This window comes from Intestinibacillus massiliensis, from assembly GCF_900155735.1.
GTDB classification, from domain to species: Bacteria; Bacillota; Clostridia; order Oscillospirales; family Butyricicoccaceae; genus Intestinibacillus; species Intestinibacillus massiliensis.
In genome coordinates, this window is the sequence record NZ_LT707060.1 from 67116 (window position 1) to 84080 (window position 16965).

The 16965-nt window shown below is 61.9% G+C and carries 16 protein-coding genes; 7 read left to right on the forward strand and 9 right to left on the reverse strand.

What is annotated here, in order from left to right; translation table 11 throughout:
• Positions 1 to 335: magnesium chelatase domain-containing protein (locus tag CZ203_RS11735; RefSeq protein WP_328588168.1), on the reverse strand; the 335-nt coding region annotated here is incomplete at its 3' end.
• Between the two features lie 285 nt (positions 336 to 620).
• Here CZ203_RS11735 and nifJ point away from each other — a divergent pair.
• Positions 621 to 4313 (forward strand): pyruvate:ferredoxin (flavodoxin) oxidoreductase, encoded by a 3693-nt coding sequence (nifJ, locus tag CZ203_RS11740; protein WP_087066307.1) that lies wholly within the window; start codon positions 621 to 623, stop codon positions 4311 to 4313.
• A gap of 127 nt (positions 4314 to 4440) precedes the next feature.
• Here the strand turns inward: nifJ and CZ203_RS11745 are convergent, their stop codons facing one another.
• Entirely contained in the window at positions 4441 to 5448 is a 1008-nt protein-coding gene (locus CZ203_RS11745; protein WP_087066308.1) for a LacI family DNA-binding transcriptional regulator, read from the reverse strand.
• A 474-nt stretch (positions 5449 to 5922) separates the two neighbouring features.
• On the opposite strand from CZ203_RS11745, the gene CZ203_RS11750 reads away from it, so the two are divergent.
• Both CZ203_RS11750 and CZ203_RS11755 read left to right on the forward strand, forming a co-directional pair.
• On the forward strand, positions 5923 to 6987 hold the full coding sequence (locus CZ203_RS11750) for a sugar ABC transporter substrate-binding protein (RefSeq protein WP_159456503.1): 1065 nt from the start codon (positions 5923 to 5925) through the stop codon (positions 6985 to 6987).
• Between the two features lie 156 nt (positions 6988 to 7143).
• Entirely contained in the window at positions 7144 to 7695 is a 552-nt protein-coding gene (locus CZ203_RS11755; RefSeq protein WP_087066310.1) for a putative signal transducing protein, read from the forward strand.
• Positions 7696 to 7782: 87 nt separating this feature from the next.
• Here CZ203_RS11755 and CZ203_RS11760 read toward each other — a convergent pair whose 3' ends face one another.
• The 7 genes from CZ203_RS11760 to proB form a co-directional block, all read right to left on the reverse strand.
• Positions 7783 to 9048 carry a diaminopimelate decarboxylase gene (locus CZ203_RS11760; protein ID WP_087066311.1) on the reverse strand — a complete coding sequence of 422 codons (1266 nt, stop codon included), beginning with the start codon at positions 9046 to 9048 and terminating at the stop codon, positions 7783 to 7785.
• 73 nt (positions 9049 to 9121) lie between these two features.
• A complete protein-coding gene (locus tag CZ203_RS11765; protein ID WP_087066312.1) occupies positions 9122 to 9349 on the reverse strand; it encodes a DUF3006 domain-containing protein in 228 nt (75 codons plus the stop codon).
• Entirely contained in the window at positions 9346 to 10272 is a 927-nt protein-coding gene (locus CZ203_RS11770) for a ComEC/Rec2 family competence protein (protein WP_207651268.1), read from the reverse strand. Before CZ203_RS11770 ends, CZ203_RS11765 begins: the two co-directional genes overlap by 4 nt.
• 51 nt (positions 10273 to 10323) lie before the next feature.
• Positions 10324 to 11820 carry a sodium/proline symporter PutP gene (gene putP, locus CZ203_RS11775; RefSeq protein ID WP_200809484.1) on the reverse strand — a complete coding sequence of 499 codons (1497 nt, stop codon included), beginning with the start codon at positions 11818 to 11820 and terminating at the stop codon, positions 10324 to 10326.
• 116 nt (positions 11821 to 11936) lie between these two features.
• Entirely contained in the window at positions 11937 to 12524 is a 588-nt protein-coding gene (locus CZ203_RS11780) for a CYTH domain-containing protein (protein ID WP_087066314.1), read from the reverse strand.
• Between the two features lie 26 nt (positions 12525 to 12550).
• A complete protein-coding gene (locus CZ203_RS11785) occupies positions 12551 to 13798 on the reverse strand; it encodes a glutamate-5-semialdehyde dehydrogenase (protein WP_087066315.1) in 1248 nt (415 codons plus the stop codon).
• Positions 13795 to 14607: a glutamate 5-kinase gene (gene proB / locus CZ203_RS11790; protein WP_235847526.1), complete on the reverse strand. Its 813-nt coding sequence runs from the start codon at positions 14605 to 14607 to the stop codon at positions 13795 to 13797. The genes CZ203_RS11785 and proB overlap by 4 nt, the downstream gene beginning before the upstream one ends.
• Positions 14608 to 14871: 264 nt before the next feature.
• Here proB and CZ203_RS11795 point away from each other — a divergent pair, with 264 nt between their 5' ends.
• The 4 genes from CZ203_RS11795 to CZ203_RS11810 form a co-directional block, all read left to right on the forward strand.
• Positions 14872 to 15213 (forward strand): cell division protein ZapA, encoded by a 342-nt coding sequence (locus tag CZ203_RS11795; RefSeq protein ID WP_087066316.1) that lies wholly within the window; start codon positions 14872 to 14874, stop codon positions 15211 to 15213.
• 137 nt (positions 15214 to 15350) lie between these two features.
• Positions 15351 to 16508, forward strand: a complete 1158-nt coding sequence (locus CZ203_RS11800) for a peptidase U32 family protein (RefSeq protein ID WP_456236202.1) — start codon at positions 15351 to 15353, stop codon at positions 16506 to 16508.
• Positions 16509 to 16516: 8 nt separating this feature from the next.
• A complete protein-coding gene (locus CZ203_RS11805) occupies positions 16517 to 16768 on the forward strand; it encodes a DUF4321 domain-containing protein (RefSeq protein ID WP_087066318.1) in 252 nt (83 codons plus the stop codon).
• 31 nt (positions 16769 to 16799) lie between these two features.
• A partial coding sequence (locus tag CZ203_RS11810) for a Maf family protein (protein WP_143436236.1) occupies positions 16800 to 16965 on the forward strand: 166 nt, incomplete at its 3' end.

A 16965-nucleotide genomic window follows, 5' to 3' on the forward strand; every position in this document is an offset into this window, starting at 1 on the left:
CCGGTCAGCGAAAGCTCGCCGAAAAACACGCAGTCGCGCGGCGGCTCGTCGATCTGGCCGGAGGCGGCAAGCAGGCCGAGCAGGATGGGCAGGTCGTACACCGTGCCCTCCTTGCGGGTGTCCGCCGGGGCGAGGTTGACGGTGACGCGGGACACCGGCCAGTCGAACGCGCAGCACTTTACGGCCGCGCGCACGCGCTCGGCCGCCTCGCTCACCGCCTTGTCCGGCAGGCCGACCACGTCGAGCCGCGGCAGGCCGTTTGACAGGAAACATTCCACCGTAACGAGGTAGCCCTCGATCCCGCGGATGCCCGCCGTGCGCACGATAGAAACCATACCGTCAAATCCCCCAAGCCGTCCTTCTATTTGCGGTTTACCGCTATACAATACCACTATAATACAAAAGCCCCAATTTTACAATTGGTTTTCGAAAGAGGTACCAAAAAAGCAAGATATTTGTTTATTATTTGTCAATTGGCGGTTTACAGCGCGCATTTTTTTTGATAAAATAAATAAGGTTAAGTGAACTGCTTTCATACAAGTGGCCGGGGACGCAAAACCGCCCTGCGGCCAGGCAAATAAATCTTCCGGCATAGGCCGGATAAGGAGGAATTTTTGATCATGGCAAGAAAAATGAAGTCCATGGACGGTAACACTGCTGCGGCTCATGTGTCGTATGCGTTTACCGAGGTCGCGGGTATCTATCCGATTACCCCCTCCAGCCCCATGGCGGACAATGTCGACCAGTGGGCCGCCGCGGGCCAGAAGAACATCTTCGGCACCGAAGTAAAGGTGATCGAGATGCAGTCCGAGGCGGGCGCCGCGGGCACCGTGCACGGGTCCCTTGCGGCCGGCGCGCTGACCACTACTTATACCGCTTCCCAGGGCCTGCTGCTGATGATCCCGAACATGTACAAGATCGCCGGCGAGCTGCTGCCCTGCGTATTCCACGTATCCGCGCGTACGGTTGCGTCCCACGCGCTTAACATTTTCGGCGACCATTCCGACGTTATGGCCTGCCGCCAGACCGGTTTCGCGATGCTCGCGGAAACCAACCCGCAGGAGGTCATGGACCTCGGCGCGGTCGCGCACCTGGCCAGCATCGAGTCCCGCGTGCCGTTTATCAACTTCTTTGACGGCTTCCGCACCTCCCACGAGATCCAGAAGATCGAGGTCTGGGACTATGAGGACCTCAAGGACATGGTCGATATGGACGCTGTTGACGCGTTCCGCAAGCGCGCCCTGAACCCGGAGCACGCGACCATGCGCGGCAGCCACGAGAACGGCGACGTTTTCTTCCAGCACCGCGAGGCCTGCAACAAGTACTATGACGCGGTGCCCGGCATCGTCGAGACGTACATGGGCAAGGTCAACGCCAAGCTCGGCACCGACTACCAGCTCTTCAACTACTACGGCGCGCAGGACGCGGACCGCGTCATCGTTGCGATGGGCTCGATCTGCGACGTGGCCGAGGAAGTCATCGATTATATGAACACGCACGGCGAGAAGGTCGGCCTCATCAAGGTCCGCCTGTACCGCCCGTTTGCAGCGGATAAGTTCGTCGCGGCGATCCCGGCGACGGCGAAGAAGATCGCGGTCCTCGACCGCACCAAGGAGCCGGGCGCGCAGGGCGAGCCGCTCTACCTCGACGTTGTCACCGCGCTGGCGAACGCCGGCATCACGGACAAGGTCATCACCGGCGGCCGTTATGGCCTGGGCTCCAAGGACACCCCGCCGTCCTCCGTGTTCGCGGTTTACGACGAGCTGGCCAAGGATGCGCCGAAACACCAGTTCACGGTCGGCATCGTGGACGACGTGACCGATATGTCCCTGGCTGAGAAGCCCTCCCCGAACACCGCGGCGGAAGGCACCATCGAGTGCAAGTTCTGGGGCCTTGGCGGCGACGGCACGGTCGGCGCGAACAAGAACTCCATCAAGATCATCGGCGACCACACCGACAAGTTCGTACAGGCGTACTTCCAGTACGACTCCAAGAAGACCGGCGGCGTAACCGTTTCGCACCTGCGTTTCGGCGACAAGCCGATCAAGTCCCCCTACTACATCAACAAGGCCGACTTCGTCGCCTGCCATAACCCGTCCTACATCATCAAGGGCTTCCCGATGGTGCGCGACGTAAAGCCGGGCGGTATCTTCATGATCAACTGCCAGTGGACGGACGAAGAGCTCGACCGCCACATGCCGGCCGCTGCCAAGCGCTACATTGCGCAGAACAACATCCAGCTCTACACGATCAACGCGATCGACCTTGCGATCGAGATCGGCATGGGCAAGCGCACCAACACCATCCTGCAGTCCGCGTTCTTTGCGCTGGCCAAGGTCATGCCGAGCGAGCAGGCCATCCAGTTCATGAAGGACGCCGCGACCAAGTCCTACCTCAAGAAGGGCCAGGACGTCGTAGATATGAACCACAAGGCGATCGACATCGGCGCGACCGCGTTCCACAAGGTCGAGATCCCGGCCGCCTGGGCGTCCGTCCAGGACGAGAAGGACGACCGCGTGCTGGAAGGCCGCCCGGAGACCGTCAAGCTGGTCAAGGAGCTCATGGAGCCGATCGGCCGCATGGACGGCGATTCCCTGCCGGTATCCGCTTTCACCGGTGAGCATGTCGACGGCACCTTCGAGCACGGCGCGGCCGCTTATGAGAAGCGCGGCGTTGCCGTTACCGTCCCGGCATGGAATGTCGATAAGTGCATCCAGTGCAACCAGTGTTCTTACGTCTGCCCGCACGCGACGATCCGTCCGTACGCGCTGACCGACGCCGAGCTGGCGAGCGCGCCGGAAGGCACCAAGTCCGCGCCGTTCAAGGCCGGCAAGGGCAAGGGCACCTACCAGTTTGCCATCGCCATCTCCCCGCTGGACTGCATGGGCTGCGGCGTTTGCGTCGGCACCTGCCCGACCGGCGCGCTGTCCATGGTACCGCAGGAAGGCGAGCTGGCACAGCAGCCCGTATTCGATTACATGGTTTCCAAGGTTGCGCCGAAGGCCGACGTCGAGGACATCAACTCGGTCAAGGGCAGCCAGTTCAAGAAGCCGCTGCTTGAGTTCTCCGGCTCCTGCGCGGGCTGTGCGGAGACCTCTTACGCCCGCCTGATCACCCAGGTTTGCGGCGACCGCATGTATATCTCCAACGCGACCGGCTGCTCGTCCATCTGGGGCGGCCCGGCTGCTACCTCCCCGTACACCGTCAACGACGAGGGCCACGGCCCGGCTTGGGCGAACTCCCTGTTTGAGGATAACGCCGAGCACGGCCTGGGCATGTACCTCGGCCAGAAGGCGATCCGCGACCGCCTGATCGAGCAGACCAAGGCGCTGCTTGCGGTCGGACACGCCTACGCGCCGCTCAAGGAAGCCGCGCAGGCATGGCTCGACACCGTGGAAGACGGCGCGGCCAACGCGGAGGCGACCAAGTCCTATGTCGCCGCGCTGGAAGACGGCATCATGACGCTTGACCAGTGCCAGGCGTTCCTGGACAGCCCGGCCAGCAAGGATGCCTTCGGCGACAAGCACGGCGATATGCAGGCGCACCTGAGCGCCCTGAAGGCGGCGGGCGAGACTTATTGCGACTGCGAAGCATGCTCGCTGGCACGCGATATCCTGGCGCATAAGGAATACCTGGCCAAGAAGTCCGTCTGGATCTTCGGCGGCGACGGCTGGGCGTATGACATCGGCTTCGGCGGCCTGGACCATGTCCTGGCGTCCGGCGAGGACGTAAACGTCATGGTATTCGATACCGAGGTTTACTCCAATACCGGCGGGCAGGCGTCCAAGTCCACCCCGGTCGGCGCGGTTGCGCAGTTCGCTGCGGCCGGCAAGGCGATCGGCAAGAAATCCTTGGCGGAAATCGCCATGAGCTACGGCTATGTCTACGTCGCCCAGGTTGCGATGGGTGCAAACCCGGCGCAGACCCTGAAGGCGATCGCGGAGGCCGAGGCATATCACGGCCCGTCCCTGATCATCGGCTACGCGCCCTGCGAGATGCACTCCATCAAGGGCGGCATGGTCAACTGCCAAAAGGAAATGAAGAAGGCCGTCGATTGCGGCTACTGGAACATGTTCCGCTTCAATCCGGACCTCAAGAAGGAAGGCAAGAACCCGTTCATCCTGGAGAGCAAGGCGCCGCAGGGCGGCTACCGCGAGTTCATCATGAACGAGGCGCGTTATTCCGCGCTGACCCGTTCCTTCCCGGACCGCGCGGAGCAGCTGTTCACCGAGGCTGCCAAGCAGGCGGAGCAGCGTTACAACAGGCTGCTGCACCTGCAGAAGATGTACGGCGAGCTCGAAGTCGAGCAGTAATCCCTGGAATATTGGATAAAAAGGCCGCAGGCGAATTGCCTGCGGCCTTTTTGTTTGCGGGAAAAAGGGAAGGGGCGGCATGGCCAGACTGGCCATGCCGCCCCTTTGTGATTTGGGGTACAGCCTGTTAAAGTTCGATGGGCAGCACGGTGACCGAATCGCCCTCGACCAGCGAGCAGGGCAGCGCGATGCGCCGCGCCGGGAGCAGTTCCCGCGTCTCGATCGCGCGCATGAGCATCTGGATGCCGGTTTCCGCCTGCAACGCGCAGTGGACGTCCACTGTGGCGAGCGACGGGTTGCTCATCTTGCCGAACAGGCTGTTATCGAACCCGACAAGCGCGACGTCGTTCGGGATCGTCAGACCGCGCGCGGAAAGCGCCTTTGCCAGCACAATGGCAGTGTTGTCGTTTGCGCAGACAAAGGCCTCCGGGATGCGCCCCATCTCCGAAAGGGGGGCGGAAAGCGCGTCGCTGTCATACTCGACCGGGGTATAGGTGATCGACCAATCGGCGGGGCAGGGCAGCCCAAGCCGCATCATTTCCCCGACATAGCCGAGGTACCGCTCCATAAACGCGATGCTGTGCGGCGTGTGGCCGACATAACCGATGCGCCGGTAGCCGCGCTCGTATAAATGGCGCACGGCGAGCCCTGCGCCGGTTAGGTTGTCCTCGATCACCGAGCACACGCCCTCGTGCGCATACAGCGTGCCGATCGCGACCACGGGCAGGCCGCAGGCCGCGGCTGTCTGCGGGACGCGTGGATCCATATCGCCGAGCAGGACGATGCCGCCCACCCCGGCCTCGGACAGCGTCTGCCAGAACACCTTGGGGTTGCGTTCACAGTGCGTGCTCGAGTAGACCGTCATGCTGCACCCGTGCGCCTGGATGTTTTGCAGGATACGCTGCTGGAAGCTCATATAGAAGTAGGAGTCTTGCAGGTTTTCCACCGTTGATACCAGCGCGATATTCCGGCTGTCGTGACGCGTCCTGGTTTCCAGGTACCCGAGCTCGTTTGCGATACGCAGCACGGTTTCGCGTGTTTCGCTTTTGACCGTGGGCATGTTGCGCAAAGCCTGCGAGACTGTGTTGACCGATACGCCGGCGCGCTCAGCAATGGTCTTCATGGTAATTTTCATATGATAAACAGCGCTCCTTATCGGTTGTTTCTAGTGTTATTATAATTATCGTAGAAAAAGGGTGGTTTGTCAAGGAAAGCGGCAAAACAAAAGGCCGCGCGGGAGATAAAAGGGAAGGCCGTTTTTGGCAAGGTTTGCTAAAACACGGGAAGGGGGTTGTGATAAATATTAAAAATAATATCGATTAATTTTGCACTATGTCCAATGTAAATTTATTTCATGCTTTTTTGTATAGAATACTCACAAATCTTGCTGTAAATACCGTTGACTTTATCTATTAATTATGATAAAGTCTAGTCATCACATTAGGAATCACATAAAAACAATAATAATATTAAAGTATTAATATTACAAATTGTGGAGGTTCCACATATGGTAAGGTACCCGGCGCGCATGCCGGTTCCATAAACAAGGCAACCAAGGTTCACGCCGCCCAAGGCGGAAAACAGCATGAAAGAAAGAGGAGAAGACAAGATGAAAAAGAGACTGTTATCCCTGTTGTTTGCCGGTGCAATGATGGCAAGTATGATGGCGGGCTGCGGAGGCGGCGGGGACGCCAAGCCGTCGGCCGACGCGGGCGCGGATACGGATAAGCCGGCACAGTCGGCCGACGCGGGCGACGCCCAGAAGGACACCGCCGGCGGCAAGTACAAGATCGGCATGTGTATGGCTCGCCGCGACCAGTTCCAGACCACGATCGAGATGAACGCTAAGGCGCGTGCACAGGAGCTCGGCGTCGACCTCGTCGTATTTGACGCGAACGATGACATCACGATGCAGCTGACCCAGATCCAGACCTGCGTGAACGACAAGTATGACGGCATCATCACGGCCTGCATCGACAGCGCCTCCACGGGCGAGATGGTCGAGGCCGGCGGCGACCTGCCGATGGTCTTCTTCTGCCGCGGCGCAGAGTATGACAAGCTCCGCCCGGGCAAGGATTGCTATGTCGGCTGCGAGCAGTGGGACGGCGGCAAGATGCAGGCGGAATACCTGACCAAGTACGCGAAGGACAAGGGCATGACCGAGATGGACGTCGTGCTGTTCCTCGGCCAGCTGGGCAACGAGGGCACGATCGGCCGTACCGACGCGTTCAAGGAAGTCATGAAGGAGAACGGCATCAAGGTCAACTATGTATTTGAAGATACCGCAGAGTGGGATCGCGCCAAGGCGATGGATAAGTTCACCCAGTTCCTCGGCACCGGCAAGCACTACGACGCGATCGTCAGCAACAACGACGACATGGCGCTCGGCTGCATCGAGGCGATCACCAGCACCGGCGCGAAGGTAGAAGTACCGGTACTCGGCGTTGACGCGACCGAAGGCGCCTGCATGGCGATCAAGGAAGGCACCATGTCCATGTCCGCGAGCCAGAACGGCTATGCAATGGGCCGCGGCTGCGTGGATTCCGCGATTGCGCTGATCGAGGGCAAGGCGCCGGAAGGCCTGACCGACGAAGTCATGGTCCCGATCCCGTTCGAGCAGATCGATGCGTCCAACGTCGACGATATGCTCAAGCAGCTTGAAAGCGCTTCGTAAGCACACATCCTCAGCTCATACTCTCCTAAAAGCTGAGAAAATTTTTCACAGGGGCTGCGGCATCTGCCGCGGCCCCTGCTTCCCTTTCCCTGGGGGATTGACCGCACCATATATTTCTGTTATGCTGGAAGCAAATTAGGAAGGGAGGGCAGGCCTATGCCATGGTGCCCAAAATGTGGGACAGAATACCGGGAGGGCTATACCGCTTGCGCGGACTGCCACGTCCCCCTGGTGGCCGAGCGCCCGGCGCAGTTCCCCGCGCAGCCGGGGGCGCTGGCCGCGATCTCCGACCCTGTAGCTGTGTATGAAACGGGGGATTCGGCAGCGGCGGAGATGATCTGTGAAATGCTACGCAATGCGGATATCGCGGCGGCCACGTGTGACAGCGACCCCCTCGGCGCGGTGACGAAGCTCTATACCGGCTCGTCCTTTATGGGCGTGCACATCGTGGTCGACCGGTCGCAGGCCGCGCAGGCACAGGAAGTGCTGCGCGTTTGGGCGGGGCAGGATGCGCGCGCCCCGGTTTCCGAGGAGGAACTGGCGCGGCTGGCGCTCCAGGATATCCCGGAGGACGAGCTTGCGCGCGAGGCGGAGGCGGAAGCGCCCCGCCCGGCCGAGTGGAACCGGCCGTACGGCCTGGCCAAATGGGCTGTGCTCGGGCTGGTGGTGCTGGTGGCGCTGCTGATCTGGCTCGGCCGGCTGATATAGCAGGGGGATACCCATCCGGGCATAACCGTTTTAACCGCATAAAAAAGAGGGCGCATGCCGATGCGTCCTCTTTTTTTGCAGCTGTGTTTACTTTATATCGTCAAACAGGTGCGTAAAGTCAAAGGTGGCAAAATAGTCCTGCGGGGTCTCCGCGCGGCGGATCAGCTCGGACGAGCCGTCCTCGCGGAGCAGCACCTCGGCGGAACGGAGCTTGCCGTTATAGTTATAGCCCATCGAGAAACCGTGCGCGCCGGTGTCGTGGATGAACAGGTAATCGCCGATGTTGATCTCGGGCAGCATACGGTCGATGGCAAACTTGTCGTTGTTTTCGCACAGGCCGCCCGTGACGTCATACTTGTGGTCGCACGGCGCGTGCTCCTTGCCGAGCACCGTGATGTGATGGTACGCGCCGTACATCGCGGGGCGCATCAGGTTGGCCGCGCAGGCGTCGCACCCGATATACTCCTTGTAGGTATGCTTCTGGTGGATGCATTTCGTAATCAGGCAGCCGTAGGGCGCGAGGATGAAACGCCCCATCTCGGTGAAGATGGCGACGTCGCCCATGCCGGCGGGCACCAGGATGTCGTCGAACGCCTTGTGCACGCCCTCGCCGATGGCGAGGATATCGTTCGGCTGCTGCTCCGGGCGGTACGGTACGCCCACGCCGCCGGACAGGTTGATGAAGGCGATGTGCACGCCGGTTTCCTTCTGCAGGTCAACCGCCGTCTGGAACAGGATGCGCGCAAGCGCCGGGTAGTACTCGTTCGCGACCGTGTTGGAGGCCAGGAAGGCATGGATGCCGAAGTGCTTGACGCCCTTGGACTTGAGCTTGCGGAACGCCTCAGTCATCTGCGCGCGGGTCATGCCGTATTTCGCGTCCGCGGGGGTATCCATGATCTCATTGTTGATCTTGAAATCGCCGCCCGGGTTGAAGCGGCAGGACATGGTCTCCTGGAACGGGGCGACGGTTTCGTAGAAATCGATATGGGTCAGGTCGTCGAAGTTGATGATCGCGCCGAGTTCGGCCGCGAGCTTAAAGTCCTCCGGCGGGGTGACGTTGGAGGAGAACATGATGTCGTGGCCGGCCTGGCCGACGGCCTTGCTCATGAGCAGCTCGGTATAGCTCGAACAGTCCACGCCGAAGCCCTCTTCCTTGAGGATTTGCAGCAGGCGCGGCGTGGGGGTCGCCTTGACGGCGAAGTATTCCTTAAACCCGGGGTTCCAGGCAAAGGCCTCGCGGACCTTGCGGGCGTTCTCCCGGATGCCCTTCTCATCGTAGAGGTGGAACGGGGTGGGGTAGGCCTCGGCCAGCGCCTGCGCCTGTTCCAGGGTTACAAAAGGTTTCTTTTCCATGGGGGACACTTCCTTGCTTTCTATATCTGTGGTGGTGCCCATGCCGCGGGGCAGGGCTGCGGGTTCCCCGCCCTCAGTCCTTTTTGCCAAGGATGCGCTCGAAACGGCGGCGCAGCTCGTCTTCGCGGCGTGCCGTTTCCTCCAGGTCGATGCGCAGCACATGGTCGCCCTCGTATTCGACGACCATGCCCTCGCCGAGCATCTCGGGCGCGTTGGCGCGGGGGATGTTGATCATACCGTCATCGGTTTCGAGCACGACGTATTCGCCCTCAAAGCGGTCGACGGTGGCAATTTTCTTCATGCGGCGTTCTCCTCCTCCTGTGAAGGTTCGGATGGTTGCTCAGTCATTTCAAAATCCAACACGACCGTCCCGTCGACGGCGGTGTTGTAGATTTTCGTAAAACCTGCGTCCTCAAGGTTCTGGATGGTCTGCGGGTCGGGATGGCCGTAATCGTTGCCCGCGCCGCTGGAAATGACAGCGGTCTTGGCTTTCGTGCGCTTGAGGAACTCGGGAGTCGAAGAGGTCTTGCTCCCGTGGTGCCCGACCTTGAGCACGTCGCAGGTCAGGACGGCCTCGGAATGGATAAGGGAATCCTCGATTTCCTTTTCCGCGTCGCCCATGAACAGCACCTTCTGGCGGCCGGCCTCAAGCATGGTGACAATAGAATAGTTATTGACATTGTCAAAGGTTTTATCCGGGTCGGGGCTTAAAAATTGCAGGTAAGCGCCGCTGTCCAGGATGATGCCGGTGTTGACCTTGGGGTGGATGACCTCGATGTTTTTGGTCTCGATCATATCCATCATACGCTCGAACGCCTTGGTTGTGGCCACGGAGTCGGGCATTACGACCTCATCCACCTCGAAATTGGCCAGCACCGCGGCCATGCCGCCGATATGGTCCTCGTGGGGGTGCGTCGCGATGACCGCGCGCAAATGGGTGATGTTCTGCTTTTTGAGGTACTGTACGACGGTGTCCGCGGCGGCGGTCGGGCCCGCGTCGATCAGGACGGCCTGCTCGCCGGAGACGATCAGTTCGCTGTCCCCCTGCCCGACGTCGATGAAGTGTACCGAGGTGGCCTGGCTCAGCGTATTGCCGAGGCCGTGCTCCTTATAATAGAGCTGGCCGACGTTGAAGATGACGAGCAGGATCGCCATGCCGATTAAGGCCGCGTGCTTTTTGTTGCCGCCTTTTTTTTCAAACCATACTTTGAGCTTATCCAACACGTTTTACAGTCTCCTTAATGATTAATGGCGATATGTCGGTGGGGGCGGGGGTTAGTCGATGCACTCGCGGTAGGTCGCGAACTCGTCGGTGACCTCCTTTTCGGGCGCCGGGGTCAGCAGGCTGACCACGATGATCGCCGCAAGGCCGAGCACGAAGCCGGGCACGATCTCATACAGGTCGAAGATGCCGCCGGAAAGCTGCGCCCAGACCAGGTCGACCACGCCGCCGACGATGATGCCGGCCAGCGCGCCCTGGCGGGTGGTGCGCTTCCAGAACAGCGAGCACAGCACCAGCGGGCCGAAGGTCGCGCCGAAGCCCGCCCATGCGTAGGATACGAGGCCGAGCACCGTGCTTTCCGGGTTCGTCGCGATCAGCGCGGCGATGACCGCAACGGCGATGACGCAGATGCGGCTGACCCACATCAGCTCCTGCGCGCCCGCGTGCTTGCGGATCTTAGCGTGGTAGAAGTCCTCCGTGATCGCGGAAGCCGTGACGAGGAGCTGGCTGTCCGCCGTGGACATGATGGCCGCGAGGATCGCGGACAGGAAGATGCCGGCGATAAAGACCGGGAAGATATGCGTGACCATCGTGATATAGACGGTTTCCTGCGCGCCGCCCTCGACCAGGATGTCGCCGAGGAACATACGGCCGGCGACGCCGATGACGACCGCGGCCGTCAGCGAAATAGCGACCCAGACCGTCGCGATGCGGCGGGATTTCTTGATGGCCTTCGGGGACTCGATACCCATAAAGCGCACCAGGATATGCGGCTGGCCGAAGTAGCCCAGGCCCCATGCGACCAGCGAAACGATGCCGAGCAGGGTGTAGGGCTGGTTCGTCGCGCCGTCCACCAGCATGCTCAGGAAGTTCGGGTTAAAGGCCTCGACCTGGCCGATAAAGGCGGACGGGCCGCCCAGGGAGCTGATCGCCATGGTGGGCACCGCCAGCACGCAGAAGAACATCAGCATGCCCTGGAAGAAGTCCGTCCAGCAGACCGCGAAAAAGCCGCCGGCAAAGGTGTAGGACACGACGACCACCACGCCGACCGCCAGTGCGGCCAGGTACGGGATGCCGAATACCGAGGAGAACAGCTTTGCCGCGCTGACAAAGCCGGACGCGGTATAGAATAGGAAAAAGACCAGGATGAACACGGCTGCAACAACCGAAACGATGCCGCTCTTATCGCGGAAGCGGTTCTTGAAGAACTGCGGCAGCGTAATGGCGTCCCCCGCAACCTTGGTGTACTGGCGCAGCGGCTTGGCGACGAATAACCAGTTGAGGTATGTACCGACGCCCAGGCCGATGGCGATCCACCCGGCGGATATGCCGGACAGGTACGCCGCGCCCGGCAGGCCCATCAGCAGCCAGCCGGACATGTCGGAAGCCTGTGCAGACATGGAGGTGACCCAGGAGCCGAGCTTGCGGCCGCCCAGGAAGTACTCCGTGGTCGTGCGGTTTTTCCCGTAGAAATACATGCCGATACCGACCATGAAAAGCAGGTAGACGATAAAGGCAAGGATCAGGAATACGTTTGATGAAATTAACATGTTTACCCTCCTTGAGTTACCTGTCCATTATATAATAAAGAACGGCGGTTTGCAACGAAATGCCGCAGGAAATTGCATTTTCCCCGCGGCATTTATCGTTATCCCCGACGCGCGCCCTAGAGGGCGGCGGCGCGGGCAAGTTTGGTCAGGGGTTCCGGAACCAGCGAAAACGCCCCGGCGAGCCGTTCCCCAAGCGCGAGGAATGCGGCGCTGCCGCCCGCCTTGTGCTCAAGTTCGATCTCGCAGAGCGGCATTTCCCGTCCCCCGCGGGAAAGCGTGCCGCAGTCGAGCGCAAGCTCCGCCGTCATTTCCGCGTCCCGCAGCGTCAGCGCCTGGCGCGTGAAACGCACGCGGCAGACCTCCTGCACGCCCGCTGATAAAAGCGCGCGGCACAGGCCTTCCGGCGCGCCCTGCGCGGGCAGCAGGGCAAGCCCCTCCGCGACCGACGCGGCGGCGCACTCGTACTCCTCGCGCAGGTGCTGCGCGCCGGACACGCCGCCCCCGCATTTAAGGCAGCACACGCCGCGCCCGTTTTCCAGCCGCAGGCGCAGGCCCGCCCTTTGCGCGGCGAGCAGCCCGTCCGCGGTGTCATAGTAGCGCGCGTCCATCTCGTAGGACGCCTGCCCGGTGCAGAGCGGGCGCGCCCACTCCGCAGCCGCCCGCTGCGTGGCCGCGTCGGCCTTCCATTTCAGTTCAAGTTCCATGGATACCCTTCCCGGGGCGGGCGGCGTTACCGTACCTGCCCGTCGCCGTATATAATGTATTTGGTGCTGGTCAGCGCGACCAGGCCCATCGGGCCGCGTGCGTGCAGCTTTTGCGTTGAGATGCCGATTTCCGCGCCGAAACCGAACTCAAAACCGTCGGTAAAGCGGGTCGAGGCGTTGACATAGACCGCCGCCGCGTCCACTTCGTCCAGGAATCGCTGGGAGGCCTGGTAGCTTTCGGTCACGATCGCCTCGGAGTGGCCGGTGTTGTAGCGGTTGATATGCGCGATCGCGTCGCCGAGCGAATCGACCACCTTGACAGACATCTCGAAGCCGAGGTACTCGCGGCCGTAATCCTCCTCGGTGGCGGGCAGCACGCCCTCCCCCAGGATTTCGCACGTGCGCGGGCAGCCGTGCAGCTTGACGCCGTAAGGTGCCAGCCCGGCCGCGGCCATGGGCAGGAAGGCCTCCGCCACGTCGCGGTGCACGAGTAGGCTCTCGGCCGCGTTGCACACGGACGGGCGCGAGCACTTGGCATTGACCGTGATGGACTGCGCCATGCCGAGGTCGGCCGTGGCGTCGACATAGATGTGGCAGTTGCCCGTGCCGGTCTCGATGACCGGGACGGTCGCGTGCTCCACGACCGCGCGGATCAGCCCGGCGCCGCCGCGCGGGATCAGCACGTCGAGGTAGCCGTTGAGCTTCATCATGGCGTTTGCGCTTTCGCGCGAGGTGTCCTCGACAAAATTGACGGCGTTTTCCGGCAGGCCTTCGGCCGCGAGCGCCGCGCGCATCAGGTCGGACAGGCACTTCGAGGAGTGGTACGCCTCCTTGCCGCCGCGCAGCAGGCAGGACGAGCCGGCCTTGAAGCACAGGGCGGCGGCGTCTACCGTGACGTTCGGGCGCGCCTCGTAGATGATGCCGATCACGCCCATGGGCACGCGCTTTGCGCCGATCCGCAGCCCATTGGGGCGGGCCTTCATCCAGAGCACCTCGCCGATCGGGTCCTCGAGCGCCGCCACCTGGCGGCAGCCCTCCGCGATGCCGGCAATGCGCGCCTGCGTCAGGGTGAGGCGGTCGATCAGCCCCTCGTTCAGGCCGTTTTTGCGCCCGTTTTCGATGTCCGCCGCGTTGGCCGCCAGGATTTCCGGCGTGTGCGCCGCGAGCGCGTCCGCAATCGCGCACAGGCCGCGGTTTTTGTCCGCCGCGGACAGGGCGGCCACCGCCGCCTTGGCGTCCCGCGCGTCGCGGGCGAGCGTCAGGATGTCTTTCATGTTGTCAGCGCCCCTTTCCGGCAGAATAACGTGCCGATCTGCTTACCGTCCACAATTTCATACAGGTTTTCTGGACTTTCGCCGTTTGTCACGAGCATCGGGATGCCCGCGTCCATGCAAAGCTCCGCCGCGCCCAGCTTGGTGGCCATGCCGCCCGTGCCGTTTGCCGTGCCCGCGCCGCCCGCGACCCGGCGCAGCTTGTGATCGATCGTGTGCACCGCGGGGATCAGCTTGGCCTGCGGGTTCTTGCGCGGGTCGGAGTCGAACAGGCCGTCCATGTCGGTGAAGATGACCAGCAGGTCGGACTGGCACAGGCGCGCGACCACGGCGGACAGTGTATCGTTGTCGCCGAAGGATTCCAGCGCCTCGACCTCCTCGATCGCGACGCTGTCGTTTTCGTTGACGATCGGCACGTTGCCGCACTGCAGCAGCGCGTCGAAGGTGTTCTGGATGTTGTCCCGGCGCGACCCCTCGACGATATCGTGGCGCGTCAGCAGCATCTGCGCGACGGTGATCCCGTATTCCAGGAACATTTTATCATAAATATGCATCAGCTCGCACTGGCCGACCGCCGCCGCGGCCTGCTTCATGGCGAGCGTCTTCGGCCGCTCGGCAAGACCCATCTTATTTGCGCCCACGGCGATTGCGCCGGAGGAAACAAGCACCATCTCGTAGCCCCGGTTGCGCAGGTCGCAGATGCAGCGCACCAGGTGCTCGATCCGGCGGATGTTCAGTTTGCCGTTCGGGTGGGTGAGCGTGGAGGAACCGACCTTGACGACGATCCTGCGCACGCAGTCCATATTCAGCATGTGCCCTATACTCCCTTTTATACCCGGTGCGCGTCCGGCGCACGCAGGGTGATTTCTTTTCAAAGTTTATCATAGTTTTCAGCGCTTTACAAGGATGAAAATGCACAGCCGGACGGGTGGAAAAGTCACAGTTTTTTCACAAAATACGGTTCGCATTGCGTGCGTGCCTGTGATATAATAGAAACTGACTCAGTATGGGGCGCAATCGCGCCCGGGGGAAGTTAAAATACAAGTTTTGAATAGATCGGCAGGAGGAAGAGCAACATGCGCAACAGGGTCACGCTCCACATTGCGGGGGAGAGCTACGTGATGCTTTCGGACGAGACGGAGACCTACATGCAGGAGCTTGCCGCCATGGTGGACGGCAAGATCAGCGAGGCCAAGAAGATCCCGGGGGTTTCCACGATGCAGGCGGCCGTACTCGCGGCCTGCAATATCGCGGACGATTATTATAAATCCGTACAGGCGGCGGACAACCTCCGCTCGCAGATGAAAAATTACCTGGAGGAAGCCAGCATGCTGCGCCGCGAGCTTGCAGACGCGCAGAAGCTGCTGGACGAGCTGACCGAGCCGGAGGGCAAGGCCGGCAAGGGCGGCCGCCGATGAACGGGATCGAACTGCTGTCCCCGGCCGGGTCGATGGAAGGCGTGCGCGCCGCCGTGCAGTCGGGGGCGGACGCGGTCTACATGGGCTTCGGCACGTTTAACGCGCGGCGCGGCGCAAAAAATTTTACCGCGGAGGAGATGGCCGCGGCCATCTCCTATTGCCGGGCGCGCGGCGTGAAGACCAACATCACTTTCAATATCGTGGCGCTCGACCGCGAGCGGGAGGACGCCCTTGCGGACGCGCGCTTCTTATACGAGGCGGGGGCGGACGCGCTCATCGTGCAGGACCTCGGCCTGGCGCGCCTGCTGCGCGCGCACGCGCCGGGGCTGCCGCTGCATGCCTCCACGCAGATGACGGTGCACACCGTCGAGGGCGCGAAGGCGGCCAAGGCGCTCGGCTTTTCCCGCGTCGTGCTCGCGCGCGAGTGCACGCTCGAGGAAATCCGGCGCATCACGGCAGAGGCCGGCGTCGAGACCGAGGTCTTCGTCCACGGCGCGCTGTGCATGTGTTACTCCGGGCAGTGTTACCTGTCGGGCGTCATCGGCCAGCGCTCGGGCAACCGCGGCCTGTGCGCCCAGCCCTGCCGCCTGCCGTACGGCTATGGGCAGAAGGATGGGAAGTGCTACCCGCTTTCGCTCAAGGATTTGTCGCTGGCGGGCTGGCTCGGCGAATTGCGCGCAGCCGGCGTCGCCTCGCTCAAGATCGAGGGGCGCATGAAGCGGCCGGAATACGCCGCGGCCGTGACGAAGGTCTATGCCGATCTGCTGCGCGAGGGGCGCAAACCCACCAAAGAAGAACAAAATGTTTTACAAACCGTATTTTCTCGCGATGGTTTTACAGATGGTTATTTAACCGGGCGCAAGGGCGACGTGATGTTCGGCACCAAGACCGAGGTGCCGCTCCAGGAGGCGCAGCCGCTTTACGACGAGGCCGCGCGCCGCTTTGCGGAGGGCAAGGAAGCGCCGCTTGTGCCGGTCACGCTGTCCTGCGCCGTTTCGCCGGAGGGGATTACGGTCACGGTGGAAGACGGCGCCTGTTCGGCGGCCGCGGCCGACCGGTCACCGGTCGAGGGCGCGAAGAACCGGCCGTCCACGCCGGACATGGTGGAGAAGGCGCTGCGCAAAACGGGCGGCACGCCGTTTGCCGTGCAGGAAACCCGGATTGACTTGCCCGGTGGGCTGATGGTGCCCGCCGCCCGCCTCAACGCCCTGCGGCGCGAGGCGCTGGACNAACCCCCGCTTCCCCGCGCCCGCGGGGGCTGCAAAAAGCATCTATTATCTATCTATCCGGCTTGAGGTGTGATATGACGAAAAAATTATCCTTTATGCAGGTGCTGATCCTGCTGATCGGCGCGGTGCTCGGCGGCTTTATCGCAAAGCTCACGGCGGGCATCCCGTTTTTGTCCTGGCTGGGCTTTGGCGACAGCTTCGGGATTTCGCCGTTCACGCTCGACCTGGGCGTGCTGCAGCTCACCTTTGGGCTGAGCATCGAGATCACGGTGGCCACGATTCTGGGGCTGGTGGCGGCGGTCATTATTTGCAAATGGATAAATTGACCATACTTTACGGGAATGAGGGAACTTTATAGTGGGATACAAACTGGTTTTGGGTTCGGCCTCGCCGCGGCGGCAGGAGCTGCTGCGGCTGCTGACCCCGGATTTTGAGGTGCGGCCTGCGGACGTCGACGAAACCCTCCGGCCGGGCGTGCCGCTGGCGGACGAGGTCGTCCGGCTGTCGCTCGACAAGGCGCGCG